Genomic DNA, 20,849 nt, shown 5'->3' on the forward strand with positions numbered 1-20,849 from the left:
ATAACAAAGGATGAATAATATGAACGCTTCTGTCGTCATTAGCGGAGTTGGTTTATGGACTCCAGCGCAATCCATTAGTAATGAAGAACTTGTGGCCAGCTACAATGCATGGGCTGAAAAATTTAATACTGAAAACGCAACGGCGATTGAGTCAGGCGAAATAGAAGCCAAGCCGTTTTCCAGTGCCGCTTTTATTGAGAAAGCATCCGGCATCAAAAGCCGTTACATCTATTCAAAAGAGGGCGCTTTAGACATTGATCGAATGCGCCCAGTGCTTGATGTTCGTGGTGATGACCAAGTTTCCCATCAAGCTGAAATGGCCATTGCAGCGGCTAAAAAAGCGCTTGCTGCAGCCAATAAAACTGCAGCAGATATTGATACCGTGATTGTTTCTTGTGCTTATACCCAGCGCTCTTATCCGGCGATTGCTATTGAAGTGCAAGCGGCGCTGGGCATAGATGGATTTGGTTTTGATATGCTGGTGGCTTGTTCGGCTGCAACCTTTGGTCTGCAAAGAGCGGTGGATGCAATTAAAGCCGGTACATCAAAAGGTGTGTTGGTTATCAACCCTGAACTTACGTCACCTCAAGTGAATTATATGGACCGAGATTCGCACTTTATTTTTGGTGATGTGGCCACGGCTACGGTGGTCGAAAGCAGTGAGACTTGCCAATCGGAGCATGCTTTTGATGTTGTTAGCACAAAGTGCGTGACGGTTTTCTCCAATAATATTCGCTCGAACTTTGGCTATACGACTCGAGTGACGGATGAAGATCCTTACGCCACAGATAAGCTTTTCCATCAAAATGGCCGTAAAGTATTCAAAGAAGTGTGCCCAATGGCGGCAGAACACATTGAAAATCATCTATTAAGTGAAGGCATTCAAGTATCGCAATTAAAACGTTGGTGGTTACATCAAGCCAATATCAATATGAATTTATTGATCAGCAAGCGGCTCTTAGGTCGAGATGCTACTTTGGATGAAGCGCCGGTGGTTCTAGATGAATACGCGAATACCGCCTCGGCTGGTTCTATTATCGCTTTTGCCAAATACCATGAAGATTTAAACGCAGGGGATATAGGTGTTATTTGTTCGTTTGGCGCCGGTTATTCAATTGGCAGTTTGATTCTGAAAAAACGTTAAACGCTCTGCGTATTCAAACCATTTGCACGCTATTCGGTTAAGTCGTTGAAACTCATGTTAATTTAAGGGAGACTAATTACATTTGTTTCAATGATTTAATAGGGTGTTTTAATATGGCAATTCATTCTCAAGCTGGACAGCTTGCTCCCCATGATTCCTTGGTGAATCTTCCTGAACTGATGACAGCGTATTACCTTAAAAAACCAGACGTTGCTAAGAATCCTGAAGAGGGTGTTAGCTTCGGGACGTCTGGCCATCGCGGTAGTGCTTTATTAGTGAGCTTCAATGAAGACCATATTCTTGCGATTTCCCAAGCCATCGCTGAATACCGTAAAGGGCAAAATATCTCTGGTCCTTTGTATTTAGGGAAAGACACACACGCCTTATCTGAAGCCGCATTTCAAACGGTACTGAGTGTGTTAACAGCAAATGGCGTGAAGGTTCGAGTTCAATTAAATGGTGGCTTTACGCCGACACCTGTTATTTCCCATGCCATTTTGACGCATAACAAACTTCAGAATGATTTAAGTGATGGAATCGTTATTACACCGTCACACAATCCGCCTGAAGATGGTGGTATCAAATACAACTCGATCAAAGGTGGTCCTGCCGACAAAGACATTACGGATTGGGTAGCGAAAAGAGCGAATGCACTATTGCAGAATGGTTTAACAGAAGTGAATCGCTTCACGCCGAATGAAATGGAAGTGAGCGGACTCATTGAGTCTTTTGACTACATTAATCATTATGTTGATGACCTTGAAAATGTTATCGATATGAAAGCCATTGCGGATGCAAAAATCCGTATTGGCGTAGATCCAATGGGCGGTTCTGGTATTCATTATTGGGCGCCAATTGCTAAAAAATACGGTTTGGATATTACGGTAGTCAACCCAGAAGTTGACCCGACTTTTCGCTTTGTCCCTTTAGATAAAGATGGTCGTATCCGTATGGATTGCTCATCTCCTTACGCAATGAATAATTTATTGGCGTTGAAAGATGACTTTGATATCGCCGTTGGTAATGACCCAGATTATGATCGTCACGGTATTGTCTGTGCGGGTTCTGGGTTAATGAATCCGAACGCCTATTTAGCCGTGGCGATTGAGTATTTATCTCAACACAGATCTGAGTGGCCGGAAGATATCCAGTTTGGTAAAACCTTGGTGTCGAGCGGCATGATTGACCGAGTCGTGAACGGGCTAGGTTGCAGCTTGTGCGAAGTTCCTGTTGGTTTTAAATGGTATGTTGATGGCCTGTATGATGGTGTTATGGCGTTTGGTGGTGAAGAGAGTGCTGGCGCTTCTTTTTTGCGTAAAGATGCCAGTGTTTGGACAACCGACAAAGATGGTTTCATCATGGCATTACTTGCTGCAGAGATTTTGGCTGTAACAGGTAAAGATCCACAAACGCTTTATAATGAACAAGTTGCGAAATACGGACAGCCATTTTATAAACGCATTGATGTGACAGCAACACCAGCGCAAAAAGCGATATTGGGTGCATTGGATGCTCAAAATGTCACACAAACAGAACTTGCTGGTGAGGCGATTCAAAGCGTGTTAACTCATGCACCAGGTAATGGTGCAGGCATTGGCGGTTTAAAAGTATTAACTGAAAACGGTTGGTTTGCTGCTAGGCCGTCAGGCACAGAGAATGTTTATAAGATTTACTTGGAAAGCTTTGTATCGGAAGCGCATCTTGCAGAGCTGGAAAAAGAAGCGAAAGCATTGGTCGACAGCGTGTTAAATGCATAAGCGAATTTAGATAAAAAATCCCTCAGCCTTTATCAATAAGACTGGGGGATTTTTTATTGCATCATTACTTATGCTTTCTAGACTCTTCTAAAAGATACGCAATGAAGTTCTTAATGCTATTCAAGTTGAACTCAGCACTGGTCATGTGATGATCTAAATCTTTGATCTCATGGGCTTGCTGAATGTGCTCACGACGAATGACTTCTTGCTTTAATTCTTGCAAGGTAAGTTGAGTTTCATCAATCAGTTTATTCAATCTTTCAGTCGATAATACTTGTAAGTTACTCATAAAAATTCCCTTAATTAAATTAAGCTACTAACACCTAAGCAGACAGTAGGCAGGATGAAAAATACACCTAACACATAAGCAAGGGCGGCAAATTTGTTTTCTGATGCGGTTGCACCTAATGATTCTGCCGCTTTTACAGGTAGTTCACGCAACATTGGAATGCCATAGATGACGACAACGCCAAGAATATTGTAGGTAAGGTGAATAAAGGCAATTTGCAATGCCGCAGCGGCATTACCTGTTACGGCTGTGGCAGCAAGAACGGCCGTCACACAAGTACCAATATTTGCGCCTAAGGTGAACGGGTAAATGTCTTTCAGTTTAAATGCGCCAGATCCCGCAAGAGGCACCATTAAAGAGGTCGTTGTGGAAGACGACTGAACGAAAATAGTGACTAAGGTTCCAGATGCAATGCCAGATAAAGGTCCACGGCCAATCGCGGTATGCATAATGTCTTTTGCTTTACCCACCATCAGCTTTTTCAGTAGCTTGCCAACCATGGTAATGGCAACAAAGATGAGCGCAATGCCGATTAGAATCAGTGTCACGCCACCTATTTGGTCACCCAGTGTGTGAGTTGCATTTTTGACCGTATTTACCACTGGAGCGGTAGCCGATTTAACGAAGTTAAAGCTATTGATTGATGTATCGCCAGAGCCATAAAACATCGCAGATAACGAACCGCCTAGTTTTTCTAAAATGCCAAAAGCCATTTCGAGTGGCAAGAAAATAACAACCGATAGCAGGTTAAAAAAGTCATGCACGGTAGCCGCTGAGAAAGCGCGTTTGAATTCTTCTTTAGCTCGAACGTGGCCAAGAGAAACAATAGTGTTGGTAATAGAAGTACCAACATTGGCTCCCATTACCATAGGCACTGCAAGCTCAACAGGTAACCCGCCTGCAACCAAACCCACAATAATAGATGTAACAGTAGAAGAAGATTGAATTAATGCTGTCGCCACAATACCGACAACAAGACCTGCGAAAGGGTTGCTTGCGAAAGCAAATAATTCTCTTGCATGACCTGCGGTTGCCATTTTAAATCCACCGCCAATCATGCCAACAGCACAAATCAACAAATAGACTAAAAGGGCAACCATTGCCCATTGCATATAGTTTTGATATTCACTTCTGTTGGGGAGTACTGCCTGATTATTTTCCATGGTGAGTTTCTACCTAATAGTTAATTGGTAAAATGGATACTACGGGCAGTTGTTTACGAAAATATGACTATGCGGAAGGTTAGATTTTGAGGTTTTTCTTGCCTTTTCAGAAAGAAAAAACAAGAAAACCAAATGGCGATTTAAACAGAGGTTAGGCGTGATAGCCACTTAGTTAAAGGAATGCCTAATTGCGTACCAATCTTTTGGGCGCTGCTTTTTAGTTCTTTTCCGGTCGAATGATTTTTCTTTTTGCCGGCAATGATGACCCAATTACCTGTCCCTGTGTCTAGCGCTCGGACGTCAACAAAATAGCGTTTAATAAGCTCGTTTAGTTCATCGTGATTTTTATAATCATTCCAGCAATTAAGAGCCAGCCAGCCATCTTCTTTAATATTCTTGGCGCAATTTGCAATGAAGCTTTCTTGTAAAACGGCACGATCCATTCCATCCGTGTTATAGATGTCCGTCATGAGTAAATCGGCTTTTTTTGCCAAGCCTTCTTCTAAACGGTCAGTTGCATTAGCTACTTCCAAATTGACTCGTTTTCCTTGAGGTAATTTGAAGTACATTTGTGCTGCATCCAATACTTCTTGGCGCAATTCCACAGCGGTTATTTGTACGTTTGGAATCGCGTAATACAAGGCATTAAGCAAAGCGCCGCCGCCCAAGCCTAGAATGCAAACGCGCTTTGGCTGACAGAAAAGCAGGGGAAGCGTCATGGCTTGAGTGTATTCATGTTGAAGGACGTGTGGTGTTGATAGGCGAATGCGACTTTGTTCATCGCCTTCTGCAAAGGAGAGCACTCGATATTGTCCATCATCAAAAACGCGAATAGGGCCTAATTCATCTGCACTGTCGTGCAATAGGTTGTGGTGGCTCATGGTGTCACGTTTTCCTTATTGTTTATTGTTGAGATTATAAAAAAGTAAGGCTCAAATTAATTGAGCCTTACTTAAAGAGGGCTTATTGGATAACAACTTCTCTTACGTGTTTTAAGAGCACTTGTATCGGATGTGGCAGATTTGCATCATCAAAGCGTTTTGCTTGGCTCCGACAAGAATAGCCTGTCGCCACTAATTTATTGCTTAGCTCTGGGGCGTTTACTTTCTCTTTCCATGACAATTCATAGATGGTTTTAGAGGTATCTTTATTCGCTGTTTCATGGCCGTATGTGCCAGCCATGCCGCAGCAGCCCACATTTTCGACTTTCAGTTCAAGACCTAGAAGACTGTAAACCTGCTGCCAATCTTTAATGGAACCCGCCGCGTTGGTTTTTTCTGTGCAGTGCGTCATGAGATGATACGTTGACTCTTCACACATTAATGGCTGTTTGATCAGGTGATCTTTCTTTTCGGCTAACCATTCTTGCATCAGGTGAATCTTAGGAATTTGTCTATTGTGACCAAATGCTTTTGTATACTCAGAGCGGTACGTCAAAGTCATTGATGGATCTATACCAATAAAAGGTAATCCATAAAATGACAAACTTTGTAGCATGTCTAAGTTTTTTCGTGCCGTTTTATTGAATGCTCTCATGAAACCGTGAACGTGTAAGGGCTTTCCATTTGGCATATAAGGCGCTAGATAAGCTTGGAAGCCTAAGCGACTCAAAAGCTCCATAGTGTCGAGCACAAGTTGAGTTTCAAAGTAGCTGGTGAAAGCGTCTTGCACGACAATCACAGCTCTGGATCTGTCTTTATAGCTCAATGATTCAATCGCCAATGGTGTCGCTAAGCGAATGCCTCGCAAAGACATTTCTTTTTTGAGATTGTATTTGCTGAGTTTGGGATTGTCCGTTAAGCCTAAGTATTTGCTACTGAGTTTGTTGGCCCATTTTCTATCCATTAACCAATTGTAAGTGCGCGGAAAGATCGCCATGGTCGGAACCATAAATTCTAAGGAGCCAATCAGGTAATCTTTCGCTGGACGCAAATAACGACTGTAGTAAAGCTCTAGGAACTTCGCTCTAAACTCAGGAACGTCAACCTTGATCGGACATTGACCAACACAGGATTTACACGCTAAACAGCCCATCATGGACTCATGAACTTCATTCGAGAAGTCATAAGCACCGCGGCGTTTTTCTATGGTGTTTTTTAGCTTTGGAAAGAAACTAATCAATGCATTGCTGTGTTTAACCGACTTGCTTGCTTTAGCCGTATCTACGCCTTGTTCACTCATGCCGCGCAACCATTCGCGCATTAAGGAAGCTCGACCTTTCGGAGAATGTCTGCGGTCACGTGTGCCTTTCCAAGAAGGGCACATCGCATCATTAGGGTCAAAGTTGTAACAAGCGCCATTGCCGTTGCAATACATGCCTTCTTTGAATTGCTCGCGGTTTTTGATCGGGATTTGTCGATCGAATTGCCCGCGTAATGGTACTTCGTCAATTTTTAATAAATCGACGCCCAGTTCGAATGGCGTAGCAATTTTCCCTGGATTTAATTGGTTACGTGGATCAAAAGCGCCTTTCACTTGTTGAACGCTTGAATATAAGTCTCCAAAGAAAGCAGGCGCGTATTCTGAACGTACACCTTTGCCGTGTTCGCCCCAGAGTAAACCATTGTATTTTTGGGTTAATGCCACCACTTTATCGGTGATTTCGCGAATCATAGGCTCTTGAGATTCGTCTTTTAAATCCAAAGCGGGACGAACATGAAGTACGCCTGCATCCACATGACCAAACATGCCATATTGAACCTCGTAACTGTCTAACACAGCACGAAATTCCATAATGAAATCCGCCAAGTTTTCAGGTGGAACGGCGGTATCTTCCACAAAAGGAATAGGGCGCTTTTCACCTTCTGCATTACCGAGTAAGCCAACTGACTTTTTGCGCATCGCCCAGATTTTATTCACATTGCTGTGACCCATAGCGATGGTGTAACCCAAAGTGTTGCTGCCACCTTGTTCTGCCAATGTATCCAATTTATCGGTTAAGACTTTGATTCTGTCGGCAAGGTTTTGTTCGCTGTTGTCTGTGTATTCAACAAGGTTAATGCCTTGAATGTTCTCGCCAGTTTTTTCTGGGAAAAACTCAGCGACGGAATTCCAAATGATGTCGCCTTTGGCAAGCCCTAATACTTTTGAGTCAACGGTTTCGATGGAAGTTGGGTTAACCGCCAACAATTCACGAGCGTGACGTAATGAGCCTTCAAAGCTGTTGTAGCGAATATTCACCAAAGCTGCATAGGATGGAATCGGCAGTAGATTGACCTTAGCTTCAACAATAAATCCTAGCGTTCCCTCTGAACCGCAAAGCACAGAGTTCATATTGAATAAGCCGTCTTCTGTGCGAATGTGCGCGAGGTCATAACCTGTTAAGCAACGGTTTAATTCTGGGAAAGTATCTTGTATTTCTTGTGCTCTGGTTTTCTGAATAGCGTCTACGGTTCGATGAGCGTGAGCAGAGTAATCGCTGCCGCTTTGAATACTGGCAAGTGTTTCATCATCAATAGGGAAAGATTCCAGTAGCTCTCCGTCTAACAAAACGGTTTTCAGAGACAGAACATGATCTCGTGTTTTGCCGTACATGACAGAGCCTTGTCCGCTGGCGTCTGTGTTGATCATGCCGCCAATGGTTGCTCGGTTACTGGTCGATAATTCTGGCGCAAAAAACAACCCGTGAGGTTTAATGGCTTTATTGAGCTGGTCTTTAACAACGCCAGTTTCAACACGCGCCCAACCTTCTTCTACATTGATTTCCAAAATACGGTTCATGTATTTGGATAAATCGACAATCAAACCATCAGTGAGTGACTGTCCATTGGTTCCTGTGCCGCCGCCTCTTGGGCTCAGTACAATGTCATAGAATTCTTCTTGATTAGATAAACGAACTAATCGTTGAATATCGTCTGTGTTTTTAGGATAAATGACGCCTTGTGGGAGTACTTGGTAGATAGAGTTATCAGTTGATAGAACAACGCGATTAGCATAATCAGGATTCGTGTCTCCTGCAAAACCTGAAGCATTCAGACGTTCAATAAAAGAAAGGTATTTTGTCTGAATCGGCGAGACTTCAGAGAGCTTAGGAATCATGTTTCATCTCCATAAATGATGAGTGCGCCGATTTTAACAAAGAAAGCCTCTAGATAGGGATATTTCTAACATGAAATTTACCGATCAAATGTCTTACTTTTTTCATTTGTCACGTCATTCACCGTAGAGGAGTCGGGCGTTTATATCAATTAATATGCTACTCTTTATTTTCGTTTAATTGATGTTTCATTAGGTTGTCTGGTGTCGTTACTATTTCCGCTAACTCTCCCTTTTCTAGTTGAAAACTCTTCTCAATCACAATATGAAATGGATGTTTATCGTGGTGATTTGGAACACTCAAAAGCGCCTGGGAATAAATGGCATAAACTCCAGCATCACTTAGCGGAAGCTCAGCGACAGAATGCGAATGTTATCGCTACTTTTGGTGGGCCTTTTTCAAATCATTTGCATGCTTTTGGCGCCACGCTTGCGCAAACGTCTTTTAAAGCGGTGGCCATTGTTCGAGGTGAGCTACAGCCGAAACTGACACCTACTTTGTTAGATATGGTGGCTAGTGGCGTGGAGTTATGGCCATCGACAAGGTCGGATTATCGGTTGGGAGAACAATCCGATGTTGCTCAAGCGATAAATCACCAATACAAAAATGTGTATTGGGTTCCCGAAGGTGGAGGAGGAGAGCTAGGCGCATTAGGTTGTCGAGACTGGGCTTCGAAAATTTGTGCAGCGTATCATCAATATGATGCTTGGGTTGTTTCTGCCGGAACGGGAACCACGGCCGCTGGTTTTCTGGCGAACGGAACAACGCCGGATCTGCATGTGTTCAGTGCTTTAAAGGGCGCATCAGATCAGAGGAATGAAATTATTGAGCAAGCTCATAAAGTAGCAGGGGACGATCTCAAGAATAACCTCAACAATCGACTATTCTTTCACTCAGATTGTCACGAAGGCGGCTATGCAAAACACAGTTCTGAACTGTTAGCGTTTCTTAAGTCTTTTGCGACGACAAATCCAGCTATGCCATTGGATCCTGTTTACACCAGCAAAAGCATGTTTGCTGTATTGTCATTAATGAAACAAGGAGCTTGGCCATACCGTCGTACATTATTTATTCACACTGGTGGTTTACAAGGTTGGCGAGGTTATTCTAATGCCAGTAATCCATTTTCGTTGACCTAACGAGATGGCGAATATGGGTTTCTTCATGTTAAAGTGGCGCAGCTTAGGTAAAACCTATATTAATAATATAAAACCGTTACAAGATTGCCCGATGGGCCGTTTTACTACATAGACAGACGGAAGAGAATGACGCATGAGTCTTTTTAGACGTGTTGGTATTATTGCTCGATTAGATAAACCTCAGATTCTAGATACGGTTAAGAAGCTGATGGAGTATCTGGAAATAAAAAACATCATTCCTGTTTTGGAAGATGAACTGGCCGCTATGATGCCTGGTATCAAGGTGTCGTCTTCGCCGTTAAAAGAGCTAGGCGATAACTGTGATATGGTCATGGTTGTTGGTGGCGACGGTAGTTTTCTAGGCGCGGCTCGCGCGATTTGTAACTATGATATTCCAGTCTTGGGCATCAACCGAGGCACTTTAGGTTTCCTAACGGACATTTCTCCTCACCGTCTACAAGAAGAATTAGATCCTATCTTTCGTGGTGAATACCATGAAGAAAAGCGTTTTATGATAGAGGCGAAGATCAAGCGCCAGAATCGCCCGAGCGGCGAAGGTATTGCGCTTAACGATTTGGTACTTCACCCGGGTAAATCGGCGCGAATGATTCGTTTTGATCTGTTTATAGATGATCAATTCGTTATGAACCAAAAATCAGATGGTTTGATCGTATCCACTCCAACCGGCTCAACGGCTTATGCCTTGTCTGCTGGTGGACCAATTTTATTGCCAAAATTAGACGCTTTAGTCTTGGTGCCTATGCACCCGCACACTTTAAGTAATCGCCCAATAGTGATAGATGCTAACGCTCGTATTCGTATTGTGGTTTGTGAATCCAATTTAACTTATCCAAGCGTAAGTTGTGATGGTCAGCTAAACATCACGGCGGCTCCTGGTGATGAAATTCACATTACCAAGAAAGCAGGCAATATCCGCTTAATACACCCGAAAGATCATGACTTCTATAATGTTTGCCGTGATAAATTGGGCTGGCAGTCGAGTTATCGTCCTTAGTCAAAACGCGTTTGGCTGAGGTTTTTAATAAGTGTCATAAAGTAAGGTTGTTTAGGGCTCCATGTATTTTGTTTATCGGTTTGAAAAAACAGAAGATCCCAAGGTATTAACTGAGGCCTTATGGCACCATAAAATTGCCCATCAGGTTGTTTTCAACGAAGGTCATAATGAACTTTGGCTACGAGACCCTCGTCAGCTTCCTACTTTAGAACAAATCTTCGCTTTATGGAAAGAGTCTCCTTCAGAGTTGGATTACTCGAAAGCCAATGTTTCTAGTGTTTCAGCATCATCTTCAAATGTGAGTTTAATCGCTCAGTTTAAACGATCTCCTGTCACCATTGTTTTGTTGTTAGTGACTCTGCTTGTTGCGGCTTTGACAGAGCTTGGAGCGAATTTAGACATGGTAGGGCAATTTACCATTAGTGCCTTTGAGGTCAGGAACGGTCAAATTTATTTTTATAACTTATCTGAAGTGATGGCCAGATATGAATATTGGCGGCTTTTCACGCCAGCATTGTTGCATTTTAGTGTTTTGCATCTCGTGTTTAATACCCTTTGGGTTTGGGATATAGGTCGAAAACTTGAACGCTTACTCGGCTCGGTTGTATGGGCTGTTGGTGTTTTTATTGTCGCGGTGCTGAGTAATATCCTGCAATACGAAATAAGCGGCTATCCTTTATTTGGCGGCTTGTCTGGTGTGGTTTATGGGTTGATTGGCTTTGCTTGGCTACTGCCAATTTTGAAGACAAGTTTCCCAACCATGATAAGTAAGCAATTGATGGTTTTTTTCATTGTGTGGCTGGGAATTGGCTACACACCTTTCCCTGAAATGATCGGCCTTGGTAGCATCGCAAATACTGCCCACAGCATTGGATTATTAGTTGGTTTAGGGTTATGTCTTGTGTATTGGCTTGTGACAAAAGGTCGTCACCGCTAAACGAATGAAACAAAAGCTCGTTTGAGCCTTGAGAGAAGAGCAAATGAATTTTAAAGAAATGATCGATAACATGTCTCCTGAAGTTTATGCCAGCCTAAAACAGGCAGTAGAACTTGGGAAATGGCCAAATGGTGTGCGTTTAACCGAAGAACAAACAGAGCTTTGTTTGCAGGCGGTCATCACCTACGACTACAGCAATAAATCGGAAGAAGACCGAGTAGGTTACATCGACACGAAAGTACATGATGCTTGCGATAGCAAGACATCAACCAATGAGCATGAAACCATAAAATGGGTTGGCGAAGGCCCTGAGGGTAAGCATTAATGCTGCAAGGTACGCTGAAGAAAATGTCCACAGAAGTGCAAGATGGACAGGTGCATTATTACCTTAACCTTGGCGCTGATCGTGTGGCAGTGAATGATTTACTGGGTAAAAAAGTCGCTTTGCATATTGATGGAACCATTCATTGTACAAACTGCGGAAAGGTAACGAAGAAGTCGTTCAGCCAAGGTTTTTGCTTTAATTGCTTTCGGAAGCTAGCAGCTTGCGATACCTGCATCATGAGCCCAGAAAAGTGCCATTTTCATTTAGGAACCTGTCGGGAACCAGAATGGGCTGAAAAGTATTGCATGCAAAGCCATTATGTTTATTTGGCAAATTCATCGGCTCTAAAGGTGGGCATTACTCGTGGCGATCAATTACCTACTCGTTGGATTGATCAGGGTGCAACACAAGCTCGACCGTTATTTCGTGTAGAGAACCGAAGAATGTCTGGTCTTGTGGAAGTGCTGTTCAAAAATGAAGTGGCAGATAAAACCAATTGGCGCAACATGCTCAAAGGTTCCTCTATCGTGATGGATCTTGAACGTGAACAAGAGCGTTTAATTGGTCAGCTTTATGAAGGATTAGACTCCTTACAAAATGAATTTGGCTTACAGTCCATTACCGATTTATCGGATGAAAACGAAACCCACGAATTTAATTATCCCGTTTTAGAATATCCGACCAAGATAACCAGTATTAACGCTGAGAAAACACCTAAAATTGAAGGCACTTTAATGGGCATTAAAGGCCAATATTGGATGCTCGACACTGGGGTGATCAATATTCGCAAATACACTGGTTATCAAGCGACACTGACATTTTAGGAGAAAAGAGATGAAAGAGAGTCAACCTTCAACGATATATTTGAAAGATTACAAAGTTCCTCCTTTTCTAATTGATAAAACTGAGCTGATTTTCGATCTAGACGAAGCTGTGACAATAGTGACGTCACGTTTGCACATGCGACGCAACCCAGCTTATGGTAAATCCACAGTCCCATTGACTCTCGACGGTGGAGAAGGCGTTAAGCTGATTGGTCTGGCGATGGATGATTATGCATTGCCTCCTGAAGAGTATCGAATCAGCGAAAATAAGCTGATTATTACGGCAACAGCGGACGAGTTTGTTTTAACCTGCGAAACCTTGATTGAGCCACAAAATAACACCAGTTTAGAAGGGCTTTATCGTTCTTCTTCTATGTTCTGCACGCAATGTGAAGCGGAAGGTTTCCGTCATATTACTTATTACCTAGATCGCCCTGATGTTATGTCTGTCTTCACCACGACTATCATTGCAGACGCAGAGCGTTATCCAGTAATGCTGTCTAATGGTAATGAGATTGAGCGTGGTAAAACGGAAGAGGGGAAAACCTTTGTTGTTTGGAACGACCCTTTCCCAAAACCGGCTTACTTGTTCGCTTTGGTTGCTGGTGATCTTGCGGTTAAAAATGACATTTTTACAACGCAGAGCAAGCGTGATGTAAAACTGCAAATATTCACGGAAACCCACAACATCGATAAAGTGGATTACGCGATGGAAGCGCTTAAGCGTTCTATGCGTTGGGATGAGGAAGCCTACGGTCGAGAATACGATTTAGACATTTTTATGATCGTTGCGGTTGATGACTTCAATATGGGCGCGATGGAAAACAAAGGGTTAAATATCTTTAACTCCTCTTGTTTGCTTGCTAGCCCAGAAACCACAACGGACGATTCTTACTTGCGCGTGGAAGCCATCGTTGCTCATGAATATTTTCATAACTGGTCTGGTAACCGTGTCACTTGTCGCGATTGGTTTCAGCTGAGTTTAAAAGAAGGTTTTACGGTTTTCCGTGATCAAACTTTCTCGGCAGATATGCACTCAGAGACAGTGAAACGTGTTGAGGATGTTTCTTTTTTAAGAACCGCTCAGTTTGCTGAAGACGCAGGTCCAATGGCGCATCCTGTGCGTCCGGCTTCTTTTATTGAGATTTCCAACTTTTACACACTAACCGTGTATGAAAAAGGCGCGGAAATTGTTCGTATGATTCACACCTTACTGGGTGCTGAAAAATTCCGAGCTGGTTCAGATTTGTATTTCAAGCGACATGATGGTCAAGCTGTGACTTGCGATGATTTTGTTGCCGCGATGCAAGACGCTTCAGGTGTTGATTTGACGCAATTCAAACGCTGGTACTCTCAAGCCGGTACGCCAGTGGTTACAGTGACAGATGAGTTTGATTCAGCGTCTGGAACCTACCGCTTGACAATGAAACAAGAAACGCCGGTTACGCCTAATCAACCAACAAAGCTAGCGCTGCACATTCCTGTTCGTGTTGGTTTGCTTGATCAGAATGGTAAGGAATTATCGGCGACTTTGGATGGAGCCACAGCCGACGATCATGTGTTGCATTTGACCTCATCAGAGCAAGTGTTCGAGTTTTCTGGGTTAGTTTCTCGCCCTGTACCTTCTTTATTAAGAGGTTTCTCGGCACCAGTTAAACTGCATTATGACTACACGCCAGCCGACTTATTGTTGTTAATGTCATCGGATTCGGATGGCTTTAATCGTTGGAGTTCCGCGCAGCAGTTAGCAGTAAATGAGCTTCAAGCGCTTATTGAGCAAGCTATCGCTGGGGAAACCTTGTCGATTGAGTCTCAGCTGATTGATGGTTTTAAAGCTTTGATTGGCGACAGCAGCTTAGATCCTGCAATGGTGGCTTTGATTTTAACCTTGCCAAGCCAAGCTTATTTGTCTGAGTTGGCTAATCCGATTTATCCAGCAGCGATAAAACAAGCGCGACACTATTTGAAAACTCAGCTTGCGAACGCTTTGTCTGGTGAGTTTGAACGCCTTTATACCAACAACCAAAGCCAAGGTACTTATCAGGCGAATGCAGAAGACATCGCACGTCGTTCATTAAAGAACCTTGCTTTGTCTTATTGGGTTGAAACTGACTCGGCTGCGGCTCAGCAAGCGGTTGTCCAGCAATTTGAGTCGGCAAATAATATGACAGATCAATTCTCTGCCTTATCGATTGCAGTACATTCTCAGCATGAAAAAGCCGCGGACATGTTGGCAGATTTCTACGATCAATGGAAAAACGAACCTTTGGTTGTGAACAAGTGGTTAATGTTGAGTGCAGGACAAGAAAGTGAAGATGCTTTAGTTAGAGTGAAAGGGTTAATGGAGCATCCTGCGTTTGACCTTAAAAACCCAAATAAAGTACGTTCAGTACTCGGTGGGTTTGGTCAAAATATGGCGGCTTTCCATAAGGAAGATGGCAGTGGCTATCGCTTTTTAGCGGATCAAATTATTTTGCTTAATAAGCGTAACCCACAGATTGCTTCTCGGCTTTGCACGCCTCTTACCCGCTGGAAAAAAATGCAGCCTGAGTTAAGTGAGAAAATGAAAGCAGAGCTTGAACGAATTTTGGCAGAAGACTTGTCAAAAGATGTTTATGAAGTGATTTCTAAGTGTCTCGCTTAGCGTCCGGCAAACTATCAATTAGACCGTTTTAATTGAGTGATATACAAAGCCTTCAAGTGTTTTCTTGAGGGCTTTTTTTATGCCTTGGCGGTGCTTTCTTGCATAATAATCTTTACTGTTTCTTTGCAATTAAAAGGCAAGTCTGGCATAAGAGAAGGTAACTTATCGTCGACCTTGAGTTGTTTCAGGAGCGAGAAATGAAAATAAATACAAAGACTTTAGTTCCATTTGCGTTGAGCCTTCTGGTGTCAGCGTGCAGTACCTCGTCTCAACAAAACACCGAATCCGCTGTTCTTACTGAACCAAAGCAAAATACCGAAGTAGTAGAGGAATCCCCTGAGTCTTCTATTGCGTTACAAAACCAGAATGATGCTTTGATCAAATCTTTACAGCAACGGATCACCGACAACCAAACTCGACTTGCAAGCCTGAACCAATCCTTAGACGAAAAAGACGCCACTATTGCTGCCTTACAAGCGTCGTCTTCTAACGCAGATACTTTGCGGGAGCTAGAGACACAAAAACAATCAAGAGAAGAGTTGGAAATACAATTTTCTGCCCTGAATCTAGACAACGATTTATTGAAATATCGCATTAATGAATTGGAAAACGAAAACCGTGCTCTTGAGGAAAAAAACACCCAATTGGAGCAGGAAAATAAAAGTGTTCGAGTGCAACTGGAAGAGTTGAAACAAGAAAATCAAGCATTAGGTGAGTCGTTAACGGAATTGCGTGCACAACACCAAAGCTTGCTAAGCCAATATCAGACATTGAATGACTCAATTTCTACTGTTGAAGAAGTAGAACAACCTGTCATCCAAGATACGGTCGATAAAGATCTTGAAATTGCCAAGTTACAAGCTCAAATAGAAGAGCAAAAAACCGCCATCGCAGAATATCAAAGCGAGATTTCATTGTTAAAATCAGCTTTGAACGAGAACCAAGACTATGAGTCTCGTTGGCAAGATTTGGATGAAAAGCTAGCTGAGGCTCAACAAAGAAACGCGCTTTTGACTGACCAAATTAATGCCGCTGAAAATGCTTTGTCAGCAAGTCAGTCTGCGCCAAATCCGTTGCTTGAAAGGTTGAATAATTTGAGAGAGGCTTTAAATGCCCAAGAAAACAGCGGAATTTTAATGGCTGCTGCCATGGACGGATTGCAAGAGCAAATGAGCACTCGCTTGCTGGATGTGCGTTGGCAGCTTCCGAATGAAATGGCATTGCATGATACCTTTGAAATTATCGTGACAGCACGGGCGCAACCTTCGTTATCTGGGCAAACCTACCTTGCGGAACTGGTTACCGATAGCGCGATTCAAATGATTAGTGAGCCAGTGACCAGCGCGGCTATTCAGTCTGGCGCATTGCAATGGCGCTGGCGCGTTTCAGGATTAAATGAGAAACCCAGCGCACAGCTAAACCTTATTGTGAATCAACAAATTAACTTTCAAAATCAAATCGTTATGAGACAAGTGTATCGAGGCAGTGAGACCTTATCCTTGATCAACACTAACTTGTTTGAAAAGTACGGCTATTGGGCTGGCGCGATTTTACTCGGTTTATTGGGCGGCTTTGTTGTAGGGCGTTTGAATAACAGAAAGAAAAACACGCTTTAAGGTTTTTCGGCTTAATTTAGAACCTGTTTTGTTCTATTCTTTTCCAACAAGCAAGCTTCTGCCATGACGCCTTTAACGGATGTCATGGCAAGCTTGCTTCATCTCTCGGATCATTCAATTCCACATTACTTTTTTTCAACGTCAAATTGATTGCTTTTCGGTATAGTACACTCGCATATTCTTTTTTGAGGTAGTGGTTGTGGTGAAGTCTGGTTCGTATTCTATTATTGAGAAACGCTTAGCTGAAAATGTATTGATCCTTGATGGTGCTATGGGCACCATGATTCAAGCGTACAAATTAGAAGAGCAAGATTACCGTGGCGAGCGTTTTGCGGATTGGGAAAGTGATTTAAAAGGCAACAACGATTTATTGTCTCTGACTCAGCCTCAAATTATCAAAAGTATTCATGCTAGCTACCTTGAAGCTGGCGCAGACATTATTGAAACCAACACCTTTAATGCCAATTATATCTCCATGCTGGATTACCACATGGAAGAGTTGAGTTACGAGTTGAACTTTGAGTCTGCTCGTTTGGCTCGTGAAGCGGCCGACGAATTTACTAAACAGAACCCAAACAAGCCTCGTTTTGTTGCCGGAGCTGTTGGACCTACCAGCCGTACTTGTACCATATCGCCAGATGTAAATGACCCTGGTTTTCGTAACATTCATTTTGATGAGCTAGTTGACGCTTACACAACCGCTGTTGATGGTTTGATCAAAGGCGGCGTTGATCTTATTTTGATTGAGACTATTTTCGACACCTTGAATGCCAAGGCGGCAATTTATGCTGTGTTGGATTATTTCGAAAAGAGCGGTGTGCGTTACCCAATCATGATTTCCGGTACCATTACCGACGCTTCTGGTCGTACTTTATCTGGTCAAACGACGGAAGCTTTTTGGAATTCCATTGCTCACGCTAAACCTTTATCTGTTGGCTTAAACTGTGCGTTAGGGCCAAAAGAATTACGTCAGTACGTAGAAGAGATTTCACGCATTGCTGATGTTCATGTTTCGGCTCACCCAAATGCGGGTTTACCTAATGCGTTTGGTGAATATGACGAGTCACCTGAAGAAATGCTTGAAGAAATTCAGGGCTGGGTCAGCTCTGGCTTTTTGAACATCATTGGTGGTTGCTGTGGTACGACACCAGAACACATTCAGACTTTTGCCAGTGCGTTTGAAGACTCTACGCCTCGTGTCATTCCTGAAATTGAAAAAGCTTGTCGTTTATCCGGCCTTGAGCCATTTAACATTGATGGAAACAGCTTGTTTGTGAACGTGGGTGAACGTACCAACGTAACAGGTTCTGCCATGTTTAAACGCCTCATTAAAGAGGGCGATTTTGATACAGCGCTTGATGTGGCTCGTCAGCAAGTTGAAAACGGTGCGCAGATTATCGATATCAACATGGATGAAGGCATGTTGGATTCCCAAGCGGCGATGGAACGTTTCTTAAAACTGATCGCTTCTGAACCTGATATTTCCCGTGTGCCAATCATGTTGGATTCGTCTAAATGGGAAATCCTTGAAGCGGGTTTGAAGTGGGTTCAAGGTAAAGGCGTTGTGAACTCGATCAGTATGAAAGAGGGCGAAGACAAGTTCCGAGAGCAAGCTCGTACGCTTATGAAATACGGTGCTGCTGTGATCGTGATGGCGTTTGACGAAGTTGGTCAGGCGGATACTCGTGAACGTAAAATTGAAATTTGTCGCCGTTCTTACCATATCTTGGTTGATGAAGTTGGCTTTCCACCAGAAGACATTATTTTTGACCCAAATATTTTTGCTATCGCCACAGGTATCGAAGAGCACAACCGTTACGCGTTGGACTTCATTGAAGCAACAGGCGATATCACTCGCGAGTTGCCTTACGCAAAAGTGTCTGGTGGTGTGTCAAACGTATCTTTCTCATTCCGTGGTAATAATCCTGTTCGTGAAGCGATTCATGCTGTGTTTTTGTATCACGCCATTAAGCAAGGCATGACAATGGGGATTGTGAATGCAGGGCAATTGGCTTTGTATGAAGACATTCCAACCAAACTTCGTGATGCCGTAGAAGACGCTGTTTTAAACCGTACGCCAGATGCAACTGACAACCTACTTGGCATGGCGGCCGAATTTGCTGGCACAGGTGAGGTGGCTGAAAAAGAAACGCAAGAGTGGCGTGGTTTGCCTGTTGCTGAGCGATTAAGCCATGCATTGGTGAAGGGCATCACAGAGTTTATTGATGAAGATACGGAAGAAGCTCGACTTGCTTATGATCGTCCATTAGAAGTGATTGAAGGGCCTTTGATGGATGGAATGGGAATCGTGGGCGATTTGTTCGGCTCAGGTAAAATGTTTCTTCCTCAAGTGGTTAAATCTGCCCGTGTGATGAAAAAAGCCGTTGCCTATTTGATGCCTTTCATCGAAGAAGAAAAAGCCCGTAATTTGGATACGGCTTCTTCAAGTAATGGCAAGATCATCATGGCAACAGTGAAAGGCGATGTGCATGACATTGGTAAAAACATTGTGGGCGTTGTTCTGCAATGTAATAACTTTGAAGTAATTGACTTAGGTGTCATGGTTCCGGCTGAAAAAATACTTCGTACAGCGAAGGAAGAAGGTGCTGATATTATTGGTTTATCTGGCTTGATTACACCGTCTTTGGATGAAATGGTTCATGTTGCCAAAGAAATGGAACGCCAAGGTTTTGATATTCCTGTCATGATCGGTGGTGCGACAACATCGAAAGCACATACAGCTGTAAAAGTTGAGCAAAACTATAAGCGTAACCAAGTGGTTCATGTGACGAATGCATCTCGAAGTGTGGGTGTGGCAAGCGCTTTATTAAGCAAAGATTCTGAGCGTCGTCAGAAGTTCGTGGATGAGATTAAAGCGGACTATGAGAAAACTCGTATTCGCCACAAAGACAGAGCGAAAGCGGGTCGTCGTGTTTCTTTAGATAAAGCAAGATTGAATAAAGCTCCGATCGATTTTACTACAGGCATAACCACACCGAAGAAAACGGGCGTGACCGTTATTACTGAAAACGACATTGATTTTGAAGTGGTTAAAAACTACATCGACTGGACGCCTTTCTTCCAAACTTGGGAATTAGCAGGCGCTTATCCAAGAATTCTGACGGATGAGGTTGTTGGTGTTGAAGCGACTCGGGTGTTTAACGATGCATTGGCAATGCTAGACGAAGTGATTGCGACGAAGTGTTTACAAGCGCGAGCAGTGGTTGGAATTTTCCCTGCGAACCAAGTAAATCATGATGATATTGAACTGTATGCGGATGAATCTCGTACAGAAGTGATCGAACGATTGTCTTTCCTTCGTATTCAGAATGAGCTGACTGCACCCGGTAAATACAACCACAGTTTAGCGGATTTTGTGGCTCCAAAAGACAGTGGTGTGCCAGATTATATGGGCGCATTTGCTTGTGCTGCGGGCTTCGGTATTGATCCATTGGTTGCGAAATACGAAGCAGATCATGATGACTACAACTCTATTATGATCAAGGCGGTAGCTGACCGACTTGCTGAAGCAACGGCTGAGTACTTGCACGAGAAAGTTCGTAAGGAAATTTGGGGATACGCTAAGGATGAAGATTTAACCAACGAGCAGCTGATCAAAGAAAAATACCAAGGTATTCGTCCGGCGCCTGGTTATCCTGCTTGTCCTGATCACACTGAGAAAGCCAAGCTTTGGACGCTTCTTGATGTGAAAAAGAATATCGATATGGATATTACGGAAAGCTACGCCATGTTACCGACAGCTGCTGTGAGTGGTTGGTATTTCGCCAACCCTGAAGCAACTTACTTTGGTGTCGGTAAAATTGGTCCAGATCAAGTTGATGATTACGCGGAACGTAAAGGCATGAGCAAAGACGATGCAGAACGTTGGTTAGCGCCAAACCTAGGTTACGACCCAGAAGACGATCGAATTTAACGGCACGTTTGATTAAGAAGAATTTA

At 43.2% G+C, this 20,849-nt stretch carries 14 protein-coding genes; 10 read left to right on the top strand and 4 right to left on the bottom strand.

All coding sequences use genetic code 11. The annotated features are described in order from the left end of the window. Positions 1-19 precede the first annotated feature (19 nt). Together AC0L46_RS00105 and pgm are read left to right on the top strand one after the other, a co-directional pair. Entirely contained in the window at positions 20-1,144 is a 1,125-nt protein-coding gene (locus tag AC0L46_RS00105; RefSeq protein ID WP_473504853.1) for a beta-ketoacyl-ACP synthase III, read from the top strand. Between the two features lie 113 nt (positions 1,145-1,257). Further along, positions 1,258-2,901 (top strand): phosphoglucomutase (alpha-D-glucose-1,6-bisphosphate-dependent), encoded by a 1,644-nt coding sequence (gene pgm, locus AC0L46_RS00110; protein ID WP_473504855.1) that lies wholly within the window; start codon positions 1,258-1,260, stop codon positions 2,899-2,901. Between the two features lie 64 nt (positions 2,902-2,965). Here the strand turns inward: pgm and AC0L46_RS00115 are convergent, their stop codons facing one another. The 4 genes from AC0L46_RS00115 to ydiJ all read right to left on the bottom strand — a co-directional run bounded on the left by AC0L46_RS00115 (position 2,966) and on the right by ydiJ (position 8,391). After that, positions 2,966-3,190, bottom strand: coding sequence for a hypothetical protein (locus AC0L46_RS00115; RefSeq protein ID WP_414681835.1), 225 nt, complete (start codon positions 3,188-3,190; stop codon positions 2,966-2,968). Between the two features lie 14 nt (positions 3,191-3,204). After that, the gene (locus tag AC0L46_RS00120) at positions 3,205-4,353 is read right to left on the bottom strand and encodes a Na/Pi symporter (RefSeq protein WP_473504857.1); all 1,149 of its coding nucleotides are present in this window, start codon (positions 4,351-4,353) and stop codon (positions 3,205-3,207) included. A 140-nt stretch (positions 4,354-4,493) separates the two neighbouring features. After that, positions 4,494-5,234 (bottom strand): spermidine synthase, encoded by a 741-nt coding sequence (locus AC0L46_RS00125; protein WP_473504859.1) that lies wholly within the window; start codon positions 5,232-5,234, stop codon positions 4,494-4,496. Positions 5,235-5,316: 82 nt separating this feature from the next. After that, positions 5,317-8,391: a D-2-hydroxyglutarate dehydrogenase YdiJ gene (ydiJ, locus tag AC0L46_RS00130; protein WP_473504861.1), complete on the bottom strand. Its 3,075-nt coding sequence runs from the start codon at positions 8,389-8,391 to the stop codon at positions 5,317-5,319. Positions 8,392-8,592: 201 nt separating this feature from the next. Here ydiJ and AC0L46_RS00135 point away from each other — a divergent pair, with 201 nt between their 5' ends. From AC0L46_RS00135 to metH, 8 genes are all read left to right on the top strand, one after another. After that, a complete protein-coding gene (locus AC0L46_RS00135) occupies positions 8,593-9,528 on the top strand; it encodes a 1-aminocyclopropane-1-carboxylate deaminase/D-cysteine desulfhydrase (protein WP_473504863.1) in 936 nt (311 codons plus the stop codon). 133 nt (positions 9,529-9,661) lie between these two features. Beyond that, on the top strand, positions 9,662-10,543 hold the full coding sequence (locus AC0L46_RS00140; protein ID WP_414681830.1) for an NAD(+) kinase: 882 nt from the start codon (positions 9,662-9,664) through the stop codon (positions 10,541-10,543). A gap of 61 nt (positions 10,544-10,604) precedes the next feature. Further along, the gene (locus tag AC0L46_RS00145) at positions 10,605-11,480 is read left to right on the top strand and encodes a rhomboid family intramembrane serine protease (protein ID WP_473504865.1); all 876 of its coding nucleotides are present in this window, start codon (positions 10,605-10,607) and stop codon (positions 11,478-11,480) included. A 43-nt stretch (positions 11,481-11,523) separates the two neighbouring features. Continuing rightward, a complete protein-coding gene (locus AC0L46_RS00150; protein WP_414681828.1) occupies positions 11,524-11,805 on the top strand; it encodes a YeaC family protein in 282 nt (93 codons plus the stop codon). After that, positions 11,805-12,629 (top strand): DUF2797 domain-containing protein, encoded by an 825-nt coding sequence (locus tag AC0L46_RS00155; protein ID WP_473504867.1) that lies wholly within the window; start codon positions 11,805-11,807, stop codon positions 12,627-12,629. Before AC0L46_RS00150 ends, AC0L46_RS00155 begins: the two co-directional genes overlap by 1 nt. A 10-nt stretch (positions 12,630-12,639) precedes the next feature. Continuing rightward, the gene (gene pepN / locus AC0L46_RS00160) at positions 12,640-15,273 is read left to right on the top strand and encodes an aminopeptidase N (protein WP_473504869.1); all 2,634 of its coding nucleotides are present in this window, start codon (positions 12,640-12,642) and stop codon (positions 15,271-15,273) included. Positions 15,274-15,470: 197 nt separating this feature from the next. Beyond that, entirely contained in the window at positions 15,471-16,889 is a 1,419-nt protein-coding gene (locus AC0L46_RS00165; protein ID WP_473504871.1) for a hypothetical protein, read from the top strand. Positions 16,890-17,088: 199 nt separating this feature from the next. Continuing rightward, positions 17,089-20,823 (top strand): methionine synthase, encoded by a 3,735-nt coding sequence (gene metH, locus AC0L46_RS00170; protein WP_473504873.1) that lies wholly within the window; start codon positions 17,089-17,091, stop codon positions 20,821-20,823. Positions 20,824-20,849 lie beyond the last annotated feature (26 nt).

It is taken from the genome of Marinomonas sp. 15G6-16 (assembly GCF_055809555.1).